The sequence below is a fragment of the Bradyrhizobium sp. 153 genome, from assembly GCF_023073835.1.
In the GTDB taxonomy this organism is placed as follows: Bacteria; Pseudomonadota; Alphaproteobacteria; order Rhizobiales; family Xanthobacteraceae; genus Bradyrhizobium.
Window position 1 is genome coordinate 111,790 of record NZ_JADPKH010000069.1, and the last position, 17,296, is coordinate 129,085.

Sequence of the window (17,296 nt, forward strand, 5' to 3'; positions counted from 1 at the left end):
CCAACACTCCCCGATGGGCAGAAACGCGAATGTCTCAAATCCTCGAGGTCTCGCCGCTCGCTTCTGTCACGATGATCGGGGCTCCCGGAGCGCCCTGCTCGATATCGAACTCGAGCCTAAGACGTTGAAGAGACCTGTTCCGACTGATCCACGCCCTCCGGCGCAACCGGCATGCTGAACTGAAAGACGGCCCCGCGAGGATCATTGGCGCCCGCCCACATCCGGCCTCCGTGCGCCTCAATAATAGAATGGCAAATAGCGAGCCCCATGCCCATCCCTTCGGACTTGGTGGTGTAAAACGCCTCGAACAGGCGGTCAGCGCTGTTCGGATCGAGTCCTGGACCCGTATCCCGAAAAGTGACCACTACGTTATTCGAGTCATCTCTCCGCGCACTGATCAGTAACTCGCGGTCACCTTCGTTGATCTCGCTCATGGCCTCGATGGCGTTCGTGATCAAATTGAGAATCACCTGCCGGAGCTGGACGCGATCCGCGCGGACGAGCGGCAACGCCTCAGCCCGTCGCGTTTGCACCCATACATCATTTTTCGCAAGTTCCGCGCGAACTAGCGCCAGCACCTCTAAGATCAATTCGTCAATTGCGAGAAGCTCCGTTTGCATAGGAGCCTTATTCATAAGAGCGCGGATCCGACGGATCACGTTCCCTGCACGCATACTGTCACGGACAATCAAACCGAAGGTCTGTCGAACTTCTTCCAGATTTGGCGGCTGAGCACCGAGCCAATTTAGCCCCGCCCCCGCATTACTGCTGATCGCGGCAATCGGCTGGTTGACCTCATGGGCGATTGAGGCGGCCAGCTGTCCCATTGTCGTGATCCGATTGGCGTGTGCCAGCCCCATCAGAGTCTCGCGATACCGTCGTTCGCTTTCACGGGCTTCCGCTTCCGCTCTCTTTCGCTCTGTCAGGTCGAGGACGAAGCCAACACCTTGGTCGTCGCGCGCATCGAAGACGGCGAGGCCAATTAGCACCGGCACGCGGCTGCCATCCTTGCGGACATACTCTTTCTCGAACTGCTGAACAGCTCCGGTCCGTTTTGCTTCTGTTCCAGCATCCAGTGTGCGCTCGTGCCATTCTGGCGGTGTCAGATCGAGACCGTTCACTCGCCCCGCGACGAGATCCTCTCGGTCGTATCCAACCATCGTGAGGAAGGTTTGATTTGCCTCGATGATCTCGCCTCCTTCGCGGATGATAAATATTCCGATGATGTTAGCGTCGAGTAAGCGCCGGATTTTCGACTCCCGTTGCTGAACTTCGCTGTACAACCGGCTGTTTTCCAGCGCTGTTGCAGCTTGCGAGGCAAGCATTTTCAGCACCGAGTTGCGGGCAGCCGAGAATATGCGCGCGGCGAGATTATTCTCCAGATAAAGTACGCCGATCAGCTTGCCCTGCGTGATCAGTGGCAGGCAAAGAATAGAACGCGCTTTGCGCTCACGGATATACGGATCTTCCGCAAATGAAGGCTCGGCGGCAGCATCTTCGAGAATGACGTTTTCGCGGACACGTAGGACGAAATGCAGCACGGACTCGGGAAGTGCCATCGGAGTTACGGGTTGTTCATTCACCTTTACAAGCAGCGCATCCGCTACCGTTGCGGCTTCCGCCTCGATCCGCGGCTCGCCTCCATGCAGCAGAATTAACAAACCTCGTTCGGCGCCGGCCTGCTCAATGGCAGTCCGCATAAGCGTGTCGATTAGTTTTTGAAGAACCATCTCGCCGGAAATCGCCTGCGACACTTTTGTCACCGTCGCGAGATCAAGATGCTCAACCGGAGCTCCGATCCTCATTCCATTCGCGGCAGAAGTGGTCTCCTCATGGTTGAGATGGGGATTCAACTCGTCGAGCTGACGCACTTTGCCATCTGCTCCCCAACGAAGGTAGCCGCGCCGCGCGTCCTGCAGGTAAACCCGGGAGATTCTGTCAAAACCGCGCGCAGCATAAAAGCGCGCTGCAAGTTCGCAAGCGATTGCCTCGTGGTGGGCGAAACCGTCACGTGCTGCGGTCTGGATTGAGTGTTCATACAGTCGCATTGCGTCTGTATCGCGGTATTCCCGCCTTGCAATTTCAGCGCCGACCAAGGCAGCCCGATTCTCAAAATTTTCGGGGCAATTCGCCGCCCATATCTGCAGCTGTCTGTAATGGGCATCAATGATATCCCGATGTTGCTGTTGTTCGCTTTCGCCTGGCTTGTCGCAATAACATGAGTGAGACAGCGCACCATAGAAGTGAAACTCCGCGATCAACGGCTCTGTCGGCATGGTCCATAATTTGGGCTTCGCCTTGGCGCGAGCATCAACAGCCGCAGCATAATCGCCGGCTATAAATCGCGCCTGAAGTTTACGGATCCAGTAGACGGTTTCGCTAGGTGACAGCTCCGGACTCCGTGCCAACGATCGCTCGACGTCGAGCTCGTCAAATTGTTGGTCATCGAAGCAACCGAATGAGCGTGTGAGGCCGCGCATGCTTCTAATGATTGCGAGCTGAGCGGCTACGGTATCAGCAGCAAACTGAACCTTTCTATTCCGTATCGTAGCGAGGCTTTTCTCTATCTCGTTCTGTACCTCTTTCAGGGGATCTCCGGCCATGATCATATTTGAGGTTAGATGAAGCAAGCTGTACGCCTCATAGATGACATCGCCGCTGCTGACCGCAGCTGCGAGCGCTCGCCGAATCAAAACCCGGCCACCTCTTAGGGGCTTCGTCCACGGGATGACGTTGCACCCGAAGGCCAAATAGACGGGAGCCCGAAAACGGGAGAACTCACCGCGATCAACCAGGTCGCAAGCAAGACGACCAAATTTGTCAGCTGCTTGGTAGTCACCGAAGCGCCCGGCCAAGATTCGGCCTAGCCATGCGTAATGGGCGCAAGAAGCATCAGTGTTGCCGTATTCGAGGCTGATGGTGACAGCTCTGCAGATGACCAAAGCGGATAAATTGGCGTCCGTGAAACCTGCGGGCGGAAGAATCCGGGTCAAGACGGCAAGCGTGGCAAGCGTGGTCTGATCTGTCATTGCAGGCAAACTAGCAAGATCCTCGATTGCGTCGGGCAGTTGTGACCACATCCGCTGATATTCGGCTAATGTTTCCTGGTCCGTCGGATGCTGCGACCACTCGATCCCGGCGTCGTGAAGATATTCGAGCCCTGTGAGCACTGCCCGCCCGTGCTGACCGAGCGTCAAGTAAAGATCGACCCGCAAACATGCGACCGTTGCTCGCTGGGGCGCGTTCAAGGCGCGCTTCGACAGTACGGACAGGAGGCTCTCTGCAATGTCCAGCTGGCCTACCAAGAATTCGCATTCGGCCCGGCTTGTCTCCAGTGCGAACGCGAGTTCGTGGCGCCTTTGCCAAGAGTGCTCCGCGAGCAGCGCAGCACCGACGGTGAAATATGTGAGTGCCGAGGCGTAGGCCGCCGACGCCCTGGCACGCTGCCCTGCGACTAAATTCAGCTCTGCGAGCTGCTCACGCTCCTGACCGGAGGCAATTAGCGCGACACCTCGATTGAGTTGGCTGACGATGTCGAAGATAGCCTCTTCGCGTTTGTGCGCAGGGACGTGCGCCGCCAGCATCCTACCGATCCGCAGATGGGCAGAAGCGCGCGAGGATTCTGGCACCAGCAAGTAGGCCGCCTCTTGAACGCGATCGTGGAGGAAGCGGTAGGCTGTTCCGTGGCGCGCGATCAGTTCCTGCCGGATCGCCGGCCACAGGGTCGCGTGCACCTGCTCCTGCGAAATTTCGAGCACGATCGCAAGCTCCGCCGTCCCGGCGATGTTGCCGAAACAGGCCAGCTGTTGCAGCGCGTCCTGCGTTTCCTCGGGCAGGCGGATGAGCTTGCCGAGCATCAGATCCACGACGTTCTCGGTGTACGCTTTTGCGTGAATACGCTCGAGATCCCATCGCCAGCGCGCCGACTCGTGATCGAACGTCAACAGCTGCTCTTCGGCCAGTTCAGAAAGGAATTGAATGGCGAAGAACGGATTACCCATCGTCTTCTGATGCACCAACTTTGCAAGCGGGGCAGCGCGTTTTGGTCCGCAGCGAAGGGTATCCGCGACTAACTGCGCGACATCGTCTGCAGTGAGCGGCGAGAGCGTGATCTCCTCGAAATTTACGTCGGCTCCCCTGATGGAGTCGAGCTTGCGTTTGAGTGGATGGCCTGCATCAAGTTCGTTGCCGCGGTAAGCTCCAATGAGCAGCAGGTGCAGATCCGACTGGGTCAGGAGATCCTCGATCAAGTCGAGCGTTGCGGCATCATGCCACTGCAAATCGTCGAGGAAGAGCACCAAAGGATGGGTTCGCCGGGCGAACACGCCAATAAAGCGACGAAGCACCAGCTGGAAACGAATTTGCGCTTGCCGGGCTGGAAGCTCAGCAACCGCGGGCTGCTCGCCAATGATCAGGCTCAGATCGGGAATCAATTCGGCCATCAGTCGTCCATTCGCGCCGAGCGCCTCCCGGAGCGCTTGCCGCCAGGTGGCGAGTTCGCCCTCACTTTTGCTGAGAAGAGGACGGACAAGACTCTGAAACGTCTGCACTAGCGTCACATAGGGAACGTCGCGCTTCAGTTGGTCGAATTTGCCTGACACCAACTGCCCGCGCGAGGGCACCAGTGCTTTGTGTAGCTCGTGGACGAGCGAAGACTTACCGACGCCGGAGTAACCGGCGACGAGCACCAACCTCGGCGTGCCGCTCTTCACCGCGCGATCGAAAGAGGCAAGCAAAGCCTCGATCTGAAGGGCTCTGCCATAGAGCTTCTCGGGGATGAGCAACCGATCAGGTGTGTCGTCTGTGCCGAGCTCAAACGGGTCGATGCGACCGTGGGTGGCCCATGCTGCGAGACAGTGTTGCAGATCGTGCTCAAGGCCAGCGGCAGTCTGGTAGCGTTCCTCGGCGGTTTTCGCGAGGAGTTTCATCACAATCTGAGATATCGGCTGGGGGAGGTTTTGTGATTTCTCGACGGGCGGTATTGCTGTTCTTGCAATATGACAATGGATCCACTCCAAGGGATCTGAGCCCGTGAACGGCAGCGCGCCGATCAGCATCTGGTAGAATGTCACGCCAAGTGAATAGAGATCACTGCGACAATCGACCGAGCGATTCATTCGTCCGGTCTGTTCGGGCGCCATGTAGGGCAGCGAGCCGGCGATGAACTCGGCAGGCTCAGGCGGCACGCGCTCGCGGGAAAGACGGGAAGCCAGACCAAAACCAGTGAGTCGTACCTGTTCGTCAGGACAATTGACCAGAATGTGAGCGGGTTTCAGGTCCTTGTGGACTAAGCTGTGCCGGTGAAGCTTGCCCACGGCCCTGGCGATACCAACAGCGAGGCGCAGGAAGCGCTTGGGTTCCATACGGACCCCGAGTAAATTTAGCAGTGGCTCGCCGCATGGATCCTCCAGGACCAACATAGTCCGACCAGCTTCCCGGATCAGTTCCAACGGCCGCACCGCCCATGCCTCGTCTAGCTCCTCCCTCAGCTCATACTCATGGGCGAGGCGGTCGAGCGTCGGTGGGTCTTCCGTGATGGGCCGCACGACAAGCACGACAGCCCTGCTGCCGTGGATTTGCCGGCGCCACGCACGGCAGAACGCGCGATCACCGTCCTCCCACAGGGGCTGGATGTCACTGTCGACATTTGAGCCGAACAGAGTTCGGCTGAGGGGGTCCCGCGGCATTTGCCCGCCCGGTCAATAAGGACTGAGCCGAAACCTGACACATATGGGGCGAGCTTGTGAAGGGACTTCGCAAAACGGCGCGAGTACCGATTAAGGCCGCCAAAGAGTGGACCGCGGCACGCCGAGATGCGACTTACACACCCAATGCGTGGCCCGATCGTGTCGATCCAGCCCAGTCGTGCGCGCCGGCCGGGCCTGCACAGCATCGGCGGCGGGCGCTGCCGACTAGCGCAGTATGTGGGCGAAGGATTGTGTTCGATAGAGCGGCTCGTGGCCCGTTACCCGACCACGGCCCACTGCGCGACGTGCAGCAGCGCCCAGATCGCTGTTACCGCTCAAGCAGACAATGACATGTGAAACCTGATCGGTTTGCCCATGATCGGCACAACGCGCGAGGCCATTGGACGCCGGCTTCTGAGCGCTGCATCGGCTTGAGCGTCCGGGCCGCGATGCGCAACGGCATCCCATGAGCCAATTGCGAGATCTCCTGGCGAGAACTGAAGCCCCGAGCGCCACAACCCGGCGCGCGCTATCAGGACCTTAGCGTGCGCCCGGTCCGTCCCGGCGTTATCTGTGAAATGTCGATCCTGCTGTCTCCATGAAACAAGCAGCGCGGCGACACTGAGGTCGCCGTACCGAGCTAAGGAAGCACAGAGCCTGTGTATCCGACACGATATTGAAGGAGCTCGCCGTGCACAACATTGCACTTGAGGAAGGCTGCCCCTTCGACAACGCCTCTCAGACGCTAGTCACGAGCCTGATTTACGATCGCAGCAGAGACTTCGCTCCAACGAGACGCATCCAATGATGCGGCGGCGCGTTTGGACATTGACCAATAAACGACAACGCCTGATCGAGCGACTTGTGCCAAAGAACTGAAGCAGCTTCTTGGTTGCATGAGCCCCTCGAAATCGGATGTACTAGGGCTGGGAGCGCTCGGTCCATTGCAGCAAGTCGCACAGCTGGACCTTTCCGCCGCTTCGATGGCTACCCCGCGGACATAAGCGGCCGATATTGCTTTTTCGAGCTGAAACCGCACTGGCGCGGTATCAGCTCAGCCTATTCCCCTCGAGGCCGGCACGAAGCTGTCGATCTCCGGGCAGTCCCTAGATCTGAGGTCGATGCCGGCCGAGGAATACCGGACGGCAGGGCACTTACGCTGACCGGCGGAATGTCGCTTCCCTGGTTGACTATTGTGCGAACCGCTCTGAATGCGATCAGACGATCAGTGAGCTCGGCGATCGCCTTGCTGATATCTGGCATGTCGAACGACCCTTTCTCACAGAAGCTGGTCCCGAGAATTCACCCACGCTTAACAGCACTGTCGCCAAAGAAGTTTGCTCCACAATCGCCCATGAAGGCTTGCTTCTAAGGCCCGAGGAGAAGCAATATGCTTGTCGAATCGCTGAACATAAACGCCGCAAGGGCGCTCAGGCTAGAAATCCGGCCGACAAGCGGGGTGCCGTTTTCGAGATCGACGTTCACTCCTGGCTCCATGTTGGAGGCGCCATGCAGTGATCGACTCTGAACCACAGCATCAAGGGCAGATCTGCGAGCCACTGTGAGCGAAACCGCGCTCATAACTATTCTCTTCATTGTTGCTCCCATTGATGGAGCAACTGATCCGCGACAAAGGCACCCCTGATGCTCACCGGGCGCCGTATAGGCTCTCGCTGATCGGAATGCCGCTCGCTGCGGTTCGCTGCTTGAACCGCTGTTCAAGAAAGGCGTAAGCTACCCCAAAAGCGGTGAAGAGAACTGCAATTAAAATGAAGAACAGCGGAACGCCTTCTTTGCCAATAGATGTACACCGGCATCGTACAACCTGACGCTACGAACGATTCAAGCCCTTCCTGGCCGGTGCGAAGTAGCAGGCAGTCACTACCTACGCTGCCTTGCCCAGCGAGCCTCAGTTTTGCCGCGCTGGTTGCTTCATTGGAGGCAGCGTCACCACGGATGTCCTGGCGATGTGGGGCGAGCCCGACGCGCTTTCTGCTCAACGGAGTGCATCGGGCCGCCCGTAATGACCCTGCCTGAGCCGTAGGCCCTAAGCAAATCGATGAGCTACTGGCAGATCTGACAACAGCTTCAGGTTGACGCTCGGGGCGCGTTTTGTCGTTCCTATGTAGGTCAAAGAGCGGATCTTCAAGGTGCCTGGCACGGACCTGTGATGTCCGCCAATTCTGGTAGGAGAATGATTCTTTCGCTGGATCAGCGGTTGTTTGGCTGATGCAGGAGAGCAAATACTACTGCCTTTTGGCGAACTGGTCCGCAGCTGGACATCGAATGGAGTGTGTCCCGCCTCTCCATTCAGATTACGCCGCCTCATCTTGGGGTGCGAGCCTCGTGAAGGAAGCAACGGCACGAACGCACGTGAGCGCCCCTGCAGCAGCTCGAGTTCGAGCATCTTTACGACAAACATGACGGAAAGGACTTGAATCTCACCTAGCGTCAGGTTGTACGAAGTCGGTGCAAGGTGCTTTCCTCAACCTCGCAAAGAGCAACTCACAGGCGCTCTGAGAAAAAGAAAAGTTCATGTGCTGATGCCGCTGCTACTCGTTCTGGTGTCTATTTTCCTTAGTATGGGTGCGATAGTCTACGCCGCTTGCCGATCTCAACGCCGGCGGGATCGGCGCATGCACAGGCACGATAGCGCCAATTCGCTCAGCTCGCGCCCCCGCGTTCAACTACCAAGGCGCCGGGCATTCTGATCCTTCAGCCGCATAATGGGTCGTCCGCTGCAGCCTCATTCGCGAGGGCCAGGCGACACGCGCCGCCATGCTAAAGCGAGCGCCTCAAGTTCTGGAGTCGGTGCTTCTCGATCGCTGCTGATCGTTTGATCGATGCCGCGGGGCCGATCCGGCGCGACGGCGGACAGACGCGAAAGGCAGTTCTCGACCAGTCGGGCGGTTTTTGCTAGACTTTCCTGTAATGCATCACGCTGGCGCGAATGGCTGACCCGTCACATACCTGGAAAATCTCAAACTTTGCACTGCGCGAAAGTCCTCGAAAGGTCAATCAAAGGTCGTAGTGAGGCGACGATTCTACTGTAAATCGTACAAGTGAGGCTCTGATCGTGACCAAGCGCTCTGAACCGCGGAAGGAAGCCGCAAATGTCGTAGGGCCGGAGGTGAGGCCGAGCGTCTTCCTCGTCGACGATGACCTCTCAATGCGCGAATCGCTGGTCAACCTATTTCGTTCGATCGGTCTGGATGTCGTTGCTTACGGATCGGCCCGGGAAATGCTCCAGAGCGAGCTCCCTGATGTTCCTAGCTGCCTTGTGCTTGACATCAGGCTGCCGGGATTGAGCGGCCTTGAGCTCCAGAGTGAGTTAGCCAAACTGAAGATTCACATTCCTATTATTTTCATCACCGCTCATGGCGATATTCCGATGACTGTCAAAGCCATGAAGAGTGGAGCAATCGATTTTCTCAGCAAGCCGTTTCGCGATCAGGAACTACTCGATGGCGTAGTCGCAGCTATCGAACAGGATCGGAAGAGACGAGGTGTAGACAAGGTGGTCAGGAGGCTGCAGTCCTTGTTTGAGGCCCTAAGTCCACGAGAGCAGGATGTATTGAAACTAGTCGCCGCCGGCCTGTTGAACAAACAGGTAGCTGCGGAACTCGGGCTCGCCGAGATTACAGTCAAAATCTATCGCGGTCACGTGATGAAGAAGATGGGAGCTCGATCGCTGGCCGATTTGATCAGGATGACTGAGAGGCTGGGAATTGGGACCGACCGTTTCAGGGTACAAACCTAGGTATGATTTTACAATTTCGTCGTGCAAGCGCATCCTTCTGCTGGCCGTCATGCTTCCGCCAGCGCCTTCGCCAACTAAGAACGGGTCGTCTTGTCTAGGTATTCAACTGTTTCCGTTGTCGACGACGATCCTTCGATTCGTGCCGCACTGAACAACCTTTTGAAATCGCAGGGTCACAACGTTCGTACGTTTGCATCGGCTGAGGAATTCTTGCGGTCATCTCAATTGAACGATACGTCCTGTGTCATTGCAGACGTGCAGATGCCCATGATGAGCGGCTTTGAACTTTTGGAACAGATGCGGGCCCAGGGCCACGCTGCGCCATTCATCCTGATGACTGCCTTCGCAGATGATCGCACGCGAGCCCGCGCGTTGAGCGCCGGCGTAACCGGCTTTTTTGCCAAACCCTTTGCCAGTCTGGAGTTGATCGCCTGCGTCGATGAAGCGCTTAGCGAGCATCGTGGTGGAACGAACGCGTGAAAGATGGGGAAGCAGTCTGGACCAAGCCGCACCCGCGCGGCGCTTACGACGTCGATCAATGCGCGATTGCCCGTGCTACCGCGTGCCAGTGGCGATCCTCGCCTTTCGATCTTGCCGCATTCCTGTCGTTGTTGTTGCACTTTCGGCATCTGGTTGAAACACTTGCAACGTCGGGCTCCTGACAAGACGCCTCTGGTATGATCGCGCAATCAGACGAGGAGAGGCCCTCCTCGCTTTAACGAAGGAGCGCCCTACGTTCAGTGCTACGACTGAGCTTAGCGCGAAAGTGCCACGGCACCGACTTGCCGGCAGTACCTCGTTAGAACAAAGAACTCACCTAAAACTTGTGCGACCGCTCCAGATAGGTCGGGCACCGGAGTTTGTGGGAGGAAAGGCGCGGCGATCGCGGCCAAAATCACGCAGTCGGTCGAAACGATCGGTGCGGAATTCACAAAAGCCACAAAGATCGCATTTTGGCGATGTTGGCTTTCGCAGGATCGAGTGGTGTACGCCAAACTCGCCAACTTGCATTCGCTCCCAGCAACCCTTCGGCGGGCCGAAGCACCGGAAACCTACGCATCCGCTGCGGGGCAACACAAATGCCACTGGTCGAAGCGATTTCAAGCCCACGCCTTTGCTGCCGAACGCATCCACGCCTCTCCGCGCCGGTCCCGGCCAAACGCAAGGCCCAAAGCGGGGCTCTGGACGCGCGATAAGCCGCGCGCCGGGCCAGATCTGCGGCGGCCGTGTCCCTTCTACTCGCCGGGACCGTGAGCGTGAGCCTCCAACACACGCTTCCGGCTGGCGGGCTCCGCCGTCGCCGGGAGCGCATCGGCCCCTCTGGTCGCGATGAAATTTTTCGGCCCACATACTTCCCCGTTTCCAAGCTAACCGCGCAGTACGCGCAAATTCTTCAATCGCGCGCGGCTAAGCAAATCTGCCCGCGAAGGACGACTTAGCCGGGGCCCTCGCTGGATGGAGACGAAACTACTAAACATAGTAGCTTTGTTCCGCCTGGTTCTCGGGTAAGCCGTTGGAGCTGATTTTCAGACGCCCTACGCATAGCCCAAAGGACGCCGAGAGGCGCCGGAACCGTGCGCTCGTGGTCTGCCAATCCTGTACGATGTTGGCCGCGCGCTTGTTCGTCGGGCAGATTTTCTTGTCGAGGAGACGACCACATGGTTGGAGGACACGAGCCGCACAGAATGAAGACAGTCGAAATGCTAGAGTCCAACGTGCGTTCGTACTCACGTTCTTTTCCTGCTGTCTTCAGCAGGGCGCGCGGCTCGATTATGTTCGCAGAGGGTAGCCGAAAGGTCATTGACTTTCTGTCCGGCGCTGGAGCGCTAAATTATGGCCACAACAATCAGGAGATCAAATCGGCAATCAGCGAGTATCTGGAGTCGGACGGGGGTCGTCCACGGCTTGGACATGGCCACTCCAGCAAAGGTCGAATTCATGGAGACCTTTAGCTCTGTCATCCTTCGTGAACGGAATCTTTCCTACCGCTTTCAATTTACGGGCCTACGGGAGCTAACGCTATTGAAGCAGCTCTAAAGCTCTCGCGTAAGATCACAGGACGTCACAACGTCATTTCTTTCACGAATGGATATCACGGCCAAAGTTTGGGAGCCAAAGCCGCGAGCGGTAACCGCTTTTACCGCAAAGGCAGCAGCATTCCTTTATCGGCACAACGTTCATGCCCTATGATGGGTATCTTGGCTCCGCTCACAGTGCGGCGGATTACGTGCGAAAGGTATTAATGGACGAGAGCAGTGGCACTGATCTTCCAGCCGCCATTCTCGTCGAAACCGTGCAAGGAGAGGGAGGCATTAACGTCGCCGGCGAGGAATGGTTGCAGTCAATTCAGGCTTTGGCAAAAGAGGTCGGAGCTATTTTCATAGTTGACGATATCCAAATGGGCTGTGGCCGTACAGGCGAGTTCTTCAGTTTAGAGTTCGCTGCGTTGTCGCCAGGCATTGTTGTAATGTCGAAATCGCTGAGTGGGTACGTTTGCCACTATCGATGCTCCTGATCAAAGAAGCGATTGACGCATGGGAACCAGGCGAGCACACGGGGACGTTTCGAGGAAACAACCTTGCACTCGTCTCTGGCAAAGCGGCTTTGAATCTGTATTGGCGCAACCAGACGTTCTCGCAACAGGTCCGACGCTTGAGCGCATTTATGCGGCGTCGACTCGATGCTATCGCGCACCAGCACGGAAACAGGTTTGCTGTTCGTGGACGGGGCATGGTATGCGGATTCGATTGCAAAACGACCGAAATCGCAGAGGCGACGTCACATGGAGCGTTTGAGAAGGGATTGATTATCGAGCGATGCGGACCGACCGATCAGGTTGTAAAGTTCTTGCCTGCACCAGCCCGAGCAAGCTAAACTTGTAGGCGCACGAGAGAACCTGTTGCTAGCGACCGCATCGCCGCACAAGTCGTGGCGTGTGTTCTCGCTTGCCGCCGAAATGGTCAGGAGTTTTGAGGCCATGATCATGAAGGTGAAGCCTGAAGGCCAAGGCTATCTGTGATCCGCCGAGTCGGCTGATGCGTGGAGAACGCCTGCTGCCCTCCTCGGTCCACAGCACGTGAGTGCGAGCAGCACCTTTGAACCTCGCAGTCGCGAGCGACTTTGGTCGAGCTGGTTATCTAAAGTTTCCACTCTGAGGTCTGCCGAAGGTGAGCTCGCAGCGGAATGGAGTCGAATGGCGTGGTATGGCTTCTTGGTGGCCACGTGCCCAGCCGCACGGGCGCGGACTTTGTTAGGACCGTAGATTGTGCAGCAGCGATCCAGCCTGAGCCGTTTAGAGCATAGGTGCAGCAATAATCACTCCGGCGGCCGGCTTTGCGACGAAAGCCGTCAAGGAATGAGCGGTGGGGATGTCCCGGGTTCTGTTGAATTTCTGAAGAGGTCGGCGTTGTCACCTTGAGCCGGTAGGCTCGGGGTGCTGATTCCAAAGGAGAGCAACGCGATTACGAGAGATATCACACCGACTGGTTGGCCGGCGACCGGCGCTGTGGACGAAGCATTTGCAGAAGTGCAGGCGAGTGCCCGAGTTCAGCTATCAGAAGCCCCTATTTGGCGTGAGCGCCTCGGCGGCAAGCGAAGGTGACGGACCAAATGTTAACTATGCTGGGCCAACCGAAGAAGCCCGACGCATCTGCCGGGTCCGAGATGCGTCGGGCTGAGTGGAGGACTGAGCGCGACAGTCTTCCTCCCAGAACCGCGTCTGCAAGTAGTATGCCGTGCCCGTACTGCTACACAAATATCTCAAATTAGATATCTGCTCTGCCACAAAGTTCCGCGAGGCATTCAGAGACGCTCGGCCAGCTCCATCTTCAAGGCCTGACTATTCCCGTTCCAAAAACTCCCGCCATCACCTTTCGTTTGGATCAAAAATGAGGCAGAAGAAGCGGACAACGGGCCGCCGGCTCATCAACAACAGATATCTAGATGTTTGATACATTGCTACGCGTGACTGGAACGATCGCGCCGAGCTCGCGCACGACAGAGGCAAACGATCGAGATCTAAGCTTAGATTTCGCGAAAGGTGCGCTCATTGTTTTGGTGATCGTTGGGCACCTGATTCAGTATGTCATCTACCGAGACGACGGGTTTTGGTATTCGCCGTACTACAAATCGATCTATATGTTTCACATGCCGCTCTTTATGGCGATAAGCGGATATCTTTCTTCTCGATCACTGCTGCAAAAGTCGTTCACTCGAGCCGCCAGCGACCGTGCGAAGCAGCTCTTGCTGCCGATGCTGTTTTGGTGGACGTTCATGGAGACAGCTAAGCTGGCGGCATTGTGGCGCGCGCCCAGCCTAGCGAGCGGACTTTTGGAATTTGTAGACGATTTCGCTGGCACATACTGGTTCATCTGGGCCACGTTTGTTTCCTACCTTCTCCTCAAGATTTCTACCAGGCTAAACCACCAATCGTGGGTCATATCTGGCTTAGCCATACTGGTCGCACTCGCGCCTCTGACATTCTCCATATCACCCCTGATCAGATTCACTTACCCGTTCTTCTGCTTCGGCTTCTTGCTTGCTCAATCGAGAGAACGATGGACGCGTGCGTCGCGACATCACAAGCCGCTCCTAATTTTACTTCTCTCGATAGTGACCTGCGTATGCTTTCTAGCTTGGGGCAAGGATACCTATGTCTACAATAATCTTGGGGTAATTCACGATTTCCGGTCGGCTAAAAACGTGCTTCTGATGTTTGTTGGCTCTGCAGCTGCCTCAGCAATCGCTATCGAACTCCTGCTGCAATGCTGGAGCGTTGGCCGTTCAAATCGAATGGCCCGCTTTATCGCTGTGGAGTTGGGCCAGACCACGTTGCTGCTCTACCTGGTCCAGGGTACCGTGTTCCGTCTCATGGATTTCGTACAGTTCGGAGAACTTTGGGATCTCACGACCCGGTTGATCATCGCGGGTATGCTCGGTGCGGCGATTATTGCGATCGCGCTAACGGTGCGCTCGATTGTTCGCGGCGTTCCATATCTGTCGCAGCTCGTCCTTGGAATGCCGCCACGCTCAGGTCTTCCGCAAGCCAAACCTGCAATTAACTAGCTGTATGCATTTGATTGTTTGAGTACGGCAGGGTATGGCGATAGCATCGACTTGTGACGCCGCCGGAATAGCGTTCGAAGCCAGATCCGGCGGAGACGGCGTGCCGCCGGTCGAGCCGGTGATCGGCATAAGAGCAACCCCATCGAAGCGTGTATTGCTCAGGGTTTGTATGCCACCGGCGAACTCAGCCCATTGCGTCCGTCCAAACAAGATCGACTGTCGTGAGATTAGCTTCGCTGCACCAGTCGTCTAGCCGCCGGTTTTCGACCCAGATCTGGCGATTTGTTCGAGCGCCGTACTCAAGTACTGAACCCGAGACGTCCCAGTCGTTCGAATTTCCGTCTCGGCCCGCAGCTGCCCGAATTAAAAGGCCCTCGGCAACGAACAAGCCGTTCTTGTTCGATGAGATGGCGAGGCGTGCTCATCTCGAGCCTGTTGTGCTCAGAGATTCAGTCGCTCGCGCAGCGAGCTCGGCCGGGATGCCTTCGAGGACAAGAGCAAAGCATCCGGCCTGGTGTAGCTGGTGCGCATCGTCAAGCAGACGTAGGGCATCGTCCGCGTTCCGACCCTGTACCTTGAAGCCACCCATCGCGTTGACGCTTTGTGGCGTGAGACTAAGATGACCCATCAAGGGAATTTCGCAATTCACCAAGGCTCGGATCATCTCGACCCGCTTACCCCCTCCCGAAGCTTGACGGCGTCTGCGCCACGCTGCAGGACGCCTCCAGCGTTGCGTATCGTGTCGTCGGAACTGAGATGAAAGCTGAGAAACGGCATGTCAGCTAGCGCCAGGCCCTGTTTGTGCGACCACGTCCAGGTGGTGATTCATCATCGCCATGCTGACCGGTAAAGTGGTCATCAAACCCAAGGCATACGTTGCCGACGCTATCGCCGACAAGAATGACGTCGACGACAGGATCGGCGATGCGTGCCGTTACCCGCATCATAAGCCGTGATCATCACGATGGCGCGCCCTTCCTCCTTGCGTCGCTGCAGAACTGGAATCGTGACGCGTTCAACCGCCAGCTGCGAAGTGTGGCTCATGTCGATCTGATCCGGCCCCGCATGTCTCTGGAAATGGCCTTCCCATTGGAGAGCGAAAGGTATCTGTCATTAGGGAGCCCGAAAAGGCGCGTCACTGAGAAATCGGAAGCACAAAGTTTCCAATGATTGGGCGGTCAGCAAATAAGGTCTTTCAACATGTCCTCTGCGCGGTGTTCCTGGGACTGACCATCCGAACATTCTGAGCGTCAAAAACGGCGGCCTGGAGACGACGCACGCGAGCGGCGATAGTGGATGTGCTTATGAGGCTGCGATCTACGTGTCAAAGCCGCTGTCGGCCCTTTAAGGCGGCATGTCCATCACCTCTGGCTGCTGACAAGGAGTAAGCCTCCGAGGGGAGACGCCTTGCGGCGGGCTGGCCTGATGGTTGAGAACTGTACGTATGGACAGCCATACGATCAGTACGCTGAATCGACTTGAAGTGGTTGATACAGGCCGGCGGCGCCGCTGGTCTGAGGAAGAAGGCGCGGATTGTTTTGGAAAGCCTATCCGAGCCGCGCCTGGTTGCGGCGACAGCGCTGCGATACGGCTTATCACGTTCTCTGCTGGTGACCTGGCGAAGAGCCTTCGCAGCGAACCGAACCAAATCCGAGGCTGGGTTTGTCAGGGCAGTTATGGCCGAGGGCGGGCCCGTGGCGTCGGTGGCGGCCTCATCGGAGAGCGCGACCGCACATTCGACGAAGCGTCGGATTGAGATCGAGCTGGCTGGCGGACGGCGCGTCATTGTTGATGCGGGCGTCGACGTTGAGGCGCTTCGCCGGATTATCGAGGCTCTGGATCCGCAATGATTCCGGTCCCTACGGGAGTTCGGGTGTGGCTGGCGACGGGCCACACCGACATGCGCAAAGGCTTCGCCTCATTGTCGTTGCAGGTGCAAGAGGTGCTGCGCCGCGATCCGCTGAGTGGTCATTTGTTCTGCTTCCGTGGACGTGGGGGTGATTTGTTGAAAGTGATCTGGCATGACGGCCAGGGAGCATGCCTGTTTACGAAGAAACTCGAGAGAGGTCGTTTTGTCTGGCCGTCGCTGGCGGACGGCGTGGTGTCGATCTCGCGGGCGCAGATGAGCTATCTGTTGTCTGGCATCGACTGGCGCAATCCCCAAGAGTCCTGGCGTCCGACCAGCGTAGGGTGAGACTTTGTTATTTGAGTTTGGCAGCGAATGTGATTCCATCTGGCCATGGACTCCAGCGCCGATCTGCCGCCCGATCTTGCCGCCGCGCATGCAATGATTTTGGCCGAACGCACGGCCAGGCTTGCGGCGGAAGCCAGGCTTGCTGAAGCGGCCAATGCCCAGGCGAAGCAATCGAGCACCGAAGCGCTGATTGCCCATCTCAAGCTCGAGATCGAGAAGCTGCGGCGGACGCTCTATGGCACGCGCTCGGAACGATCGGCGCGGCTGCTCGATCAGCTGGAGCTTGAGGAGCTTGAGGCGGCCGCGACCGAGGATGAACTCGCCGCCGAGAAGGCAGCAGGCAAGACGCAGACGGTGCGTTCGTTTGAGCGCAGGCGGCCCGTTCGCCAGGCCTTTTCCGACGACATCGTGCGAGAACGCGTCCTCGCGTCGCAACAGACCTCGGCGTAGACGAGGACTGGCTCTGGGACGTGGCGTAAGCGCTTAGCCGTGCTTTCAATTACCCACATTTGACGTCGGATTTGAACGCCGCGCCGCAGGCGAAATCTTGAATCGGAAGAATCTGTTGTGATTCGTTGTTGAGCACCTGAT

Annotated in this window: 9 protein-coding genes and 2 pseudogenes; 9 read left to right on the forward strand and 2 right to left on the reverse strand. The window is 57.4% G+C overall.

All coding sequences use genetic code 11. The features are described 5' to 3' along the window. Nucleotides 1-116: 116 nt before the first annotated feature. A complete protein-coding gene (locus tag IVA91_RS15780) occupies nt 117-5,687 on the reverse strand; it encodes an ATP-binding sensor histidine kinase (RefSeq protein WP_247458955.1) in 5,571 nt (1,856 codons plus the stop codon). Between the two features lie 3,076 nt (nt 5,688-8,763). Here IVA91_RS15780 and IVA91_RS15785 point away from each other — a divergent pair. The 6 genes from IVA91_RS15785 to nolL all read left to right on the forward strand — a co-directional run bounded on the left by IVA91_RS15785 (nt 8,764) and on the right by nolL (nt 14,511). Then, a complete protein-coding gene (locus tag IVA91_RS15785; RefSeq protein ID WP_247333143.1) occupies nt 8,764-9,447 on the forward strand; it encodes a response regulator transcription factor in 684 nt (227 codons plus the stop codon). Nucleotides 9,448-9,537: 90 nt separating this feature from the next. Further along, nucleotides 9,538-9,927 carry a response regulator gene (locus IVA91_RS15790; protein WP_247333144.1) on the forward strand — a complete coding sequence of 130 codons (390 nt, stop codon included), beginning with the start codon at nt 9,538-9,540 and terminating at the stop codon, nt 9,925-9,927. A 1,571-nt stretch (nt 9,928-11,498) separates the two neighbouring features. Further along, nucleotides 11,499-11,690, forward strand: coding sequence for a hypothetical protein (locus IVA91_RS36645; RefSeq protein ID WP_346015496.1), 192 nt, complete (start codon nt 11,499-11,501; stop codon nt 11,688-11,690). Then, a complete protein-coding gene (locus IVA91_RS36650) occupies nt 11,690-11,962 on the forward strand; it encodes an aminotransferase class III-fold pyridoxal phosphate-dependent enzyme (RefSeq protein WP_253075120.1) in 273 nt (90 codons plus the stop codon). The genes IVA91_RS36645 and IVA91_RS36650 overlap by 1 nt, the downstream gene beginning before the upstream one ends. Further along, a complete protein-coding gene (locus IVA91_RS36655) occupies nt 11,953-12,321 on the forward strand; it encodes an aminotransferase class III-fold pyridoxal phosphate-dependent enzyme (protein WP_253075419.1) in 369 nt (122 codons plus the stop codon). Before IVA91_RS36650 ends, IVA91_RS36655 begins: the two co-directional genes overlap by 10 nt. A gap of 1,068 nt (nt 12,322-13,389) precedes the next feature. Beyond that, on the forward strand, nt 13,390-14,511 hold the full coding sequence (gene nolL / locus IVA91_RS15800) for a nodulation factor fucose acetyltransferase NolL (protein ID WP_247458956.1): 1,122 nt from the start codon (nt 13,390-13,392) through the stop codon (nt 14,509-14,511). A gap of 439 nt (nt 14,512-14,950) precedes the next feature. Here nolL and IVA91_RS15805 read toward each other — a convergent pair. Continuing rightward, nucleotides 14,951-15,555: pseudogene (locus tag IVA91_RS15805) on the reverse strand (3-methyl-2-oxobutanoate hydroxymethyltransferase); the annotation flags it as partial. 434 nt (nt 15,556-15,989) lie between these two features. On the opposite strand from IVA91_RS15805, the gene IVA91_RS15810 reads away from it, so the two are divergent. From IVA91_RS15810 to IVA91_RS15820, 3 genes and pseudogenes are all read left to right on the forward strand, one after another. Then, nucleotides 15,990-16,361 carry a transposase gene (locus IVA91_RS15810; protein ID WP_247414838.1) on the forward strand — a complete coding sequence of 124 codons (372 nt, stop codon included), beginning with the start codon at nt 15,990-15,992 and terminating at the stop codon, nt 16,359-16,361. Then, nucleotides 16,358-16,705, forward strand: a complete 348-nt coding sequence (gene tnpB / locus IVA91_RS15815; protein ID WP_247414836.1) for an IS66 family insertion sequence element accessory protein TnpB — start codon at nt 16,358-16,360, stop codon at nt 16,703-16,705. Before IVA91_RS15810 ends, tnpB begins: the two co-directional genes overlap by 4 nt. Nucleotides 16,706-16,750: 45 nt before the next feature. Further along, a pseudogene (locus tag IVA91_RS15820) lies at nt 16,751-17,131 on the forward strand (transposase); the annotation flags it as partial. Nucleotides 17,132-17,296: the final 165 nt, after the last annotated feature.